Origin of the sequence: Nocardia farcinica (assembly GCF_029867845.1) — a bacterium.
Taxonomy (GTDB): Bacteria; Actinomycetota; Actinomycetes; order Mycobacteriales; family Mycobacteriaceae; genus Nocardia; species Nocardia farcinica_A.
The window spans coordinates 1-2,602 of record NZ_JARWRU010001283.1; the positions used below are offsets into that span (position 1 = coordinate 1).

2 protein-coding genes are annotated in these 2,602 nt (G+C 72.3%); both read left to right on the top strand.

Annotation, left to right across the window (positions count from 1 at the left end):
- Window positions 1-1,873: peptidoglycan D,D-transpeptidase FtsI family protein (locus tag QH283_RS28680; protein ID WP_432420800.1), on the top strand; the 1,873-nt coding region annotated here is incomplete at its 5' end.
- Between the two features lie 171 nt (window positions 1,874-2,044).
- On the top strand, window positions 2,045-2,602 hold a 558-nt coding region (locus tag QH283_RS28685; protein WP_280506057.1), incomplete at its 3' end, for a Mur ligase domain-containing protein.

A 2,602-nucleotide genomic window follows, 5' to 3' on the forward strand; every position in this document is an offset into this window, starting at 1 on the left:
GTCCAGGCCCGCACCGCCCCGGCGGCGCGGGCCGTCGGTGTCCGGCAAGCGTGGCTCGGTCTCCGGCCCCGACCACCCGATGCGGCTGCGCCTCGGCGTCGGCCGCATCGTCATGTTGGTGGCGCTGGCCATGGTCGCGCTGCAATTGCTGTACGTGCAGAGCGTTTCCGCGCCCGGCCTGTCCGCCCAGGCGGCCAGTCAGCGCACCACCCGGCTGATCGACGAGGCCACCCGCGGCCCGATCGTCGACCGCAACGGCAAATCGCTGGCGTTCACCGTCTCGGCCAAGGCGCTGACCTTCCAGCCGGTGGCCGAACGAGCGAATCTCGCGGCGGCGCGGGAGAAGAACGCCCAGGCGCCCGACCCCGACGAGCGGTTGCGCGACATCGCCAGGACCATCCACGAGAAGCTGGCGCCGGACGGTCCGACGGAGAAGGAACTGCTCGACAAGCTCACCAGCGACGAGACGTTCGTCTACCTCGCCCGCCGGGTCGATCCCCGCCTCGCCACCGAGATCGTGGTGGAGTTCCCCGAGGTCGGCACCGAACGCCAGGACCTGCGCGAATATCCGGGCGGCTCGCTGGCGGCCAATGTGGTCGGGGCGACGGGCTGGGACGGGCACGGCCTGATCGGCCTGGAGTCGGCGCTGGACTCGGTGCTCGCAGGCACCGACGGCTCGCACACCTACGACCGCGGCTCCGACGGCGCGGTGATCCCGGGCAGCTGGCGCGACAAGCAGCCCGCCGTCGGCGGCAACCGGGTCGAACTGACCCTCGACTCCGATCTGCAGTACTACGTGCAGCAGCAGGTGCAGCTGGCCAAGGACCGCTCCGGCGCCTCGGCCGCCTCCGCGGTGGTGCTCGACGCCAGGACCGGGCAGGTGCTGGCCATGGCCAACGACAACACCTTCAATCCCATGCTGGAGTCGAAGAACTGGGCCCGCACCGGCAATCCGTCGATCAGCGACCCGTTCGAGCCCGGCTCGGTGAACAAGATCGTCACCGCGGCCGCTGCCATCGAATACGGCCTGACCACCCCCGACGAGGTGCACCAGGTGCCCGGCTCGATCCGCATGTCCGGCGTCACCGTCAGCGACGCCTGGCAACACGACGTGGCTCCGTACACCACCACCGGCATCTTCGGCAAGTCCTCCAACGTGGGCACGCTGATGCTGGCCCAGCGCGTCGGCGAGGACCGCTTCGCCGACATGCTGACCCGCTTCGGGCTCGGCCAGCGCACCGGGGTCGGCCTGCCGGGCGAGACCGCGGGGCAGCTGCCCGCGCGCGACCAGTGGTCCGGCGGCACCTTCGCGAATCTGCCGATCGGACAGGGCCTGTCGATGTCGACGTTGCAGATGACCGGGATGTACCAGGCGATCGCCAACGACGGGGTGCGCATCCCGCCGCGGATCGTGAAATCCATCGTGGCCCCTGACGGTTCGCGCACCGACGAGCCGCAGCCGGAGGGGGTGCGGGTGGTCAGCGAGGAGACCGCGCGCACCCTGCGCACCATGTTCCAGTCGGTCACCCAGCACGATCCGCAGGATCCCGACCAGAACGGCACCGGCATGCAGGCCGCGGTGGAGGGCTACCCGATCGCGGGCAAGACCGGCACCGCGCAGCAGATCGATCCGCGCTGCCAGTGTTATTCGACGTCGAGCTACTGGATCACCTTCGCCGGTATGGCGCCCGCCGACGATCCGCGCTATGTGATCGGCCTGATGCTGGACAATCCGCAGCGCAGTTCCGACGGCAGCGGCGGGCAGTCCGCGGCGCCGTTGTTCCACGCCATCGCCTCCTGGGCGCTGCAGCGCGACCGGATTCCGCCCACCCCGGAACCGGCCAGAAGGTTCGTCCTGCAGGCCGGTGCCTAGGCGTCGGGGCGCGGGTCGCGCCGGGGTCGCGCGGGTGTGCGGGCCCGCTCGCGCGGGCGCGGGCGCGCGAAGGCCGAGGCGCGTTGCCCGTCGATGAGCGCACGTCGGTAACCTGACTTGCCGCCACCTTCGCGGTGTCCGCCGAAATCCGCCCCCTCGGAGAGGAGCAAGGTGCCCCAGCAGTCCAGCCGGCCCGTGCTGCGGCCGGTCGATCCACCGACCACGCCGCTGTCCACGGTGTCGGCGCTGACCGGCGCCGAACCGGCCACGCCAGGCGTGCCGGTCGACGACGTGAGTGTCACCGGTATCGAGCAACGTTCCGACGCGGTGGTGCCCGGCGACCTGTTCGCGGCGCTGCCCGGCGCCCGCGCGCACGGCGCCCGGTTCGCCAGGGCCGCGGTCGACCGCGGCGCGGGGGCGGTCTTCACCGCCGCCGAAGGCGCGGCGCTGATCGGCGAGCTACCGGTCCCCGTGCTGGTGCGCGAGCGCCCACGCGAGGTCCTCGGCGAGCTGTCGGCCACCGTCTACGGCCATCCCTCGCGCGCCCTGCGCCTCATCGGCATCACCGGCACCTCTGGCAAGACCACCACCTCCTACCTGGTGGAGGCCGCGCTGGCGGCGGGCGGGCTGACCACGGCGCTGATCGGCACCATCGAGACCCGCATCGGCGGCGCGCCGGGGCCGCGCGCGCGCACCCCCCCCGCGGCGCCCCCACCGCCCCCCCAATTA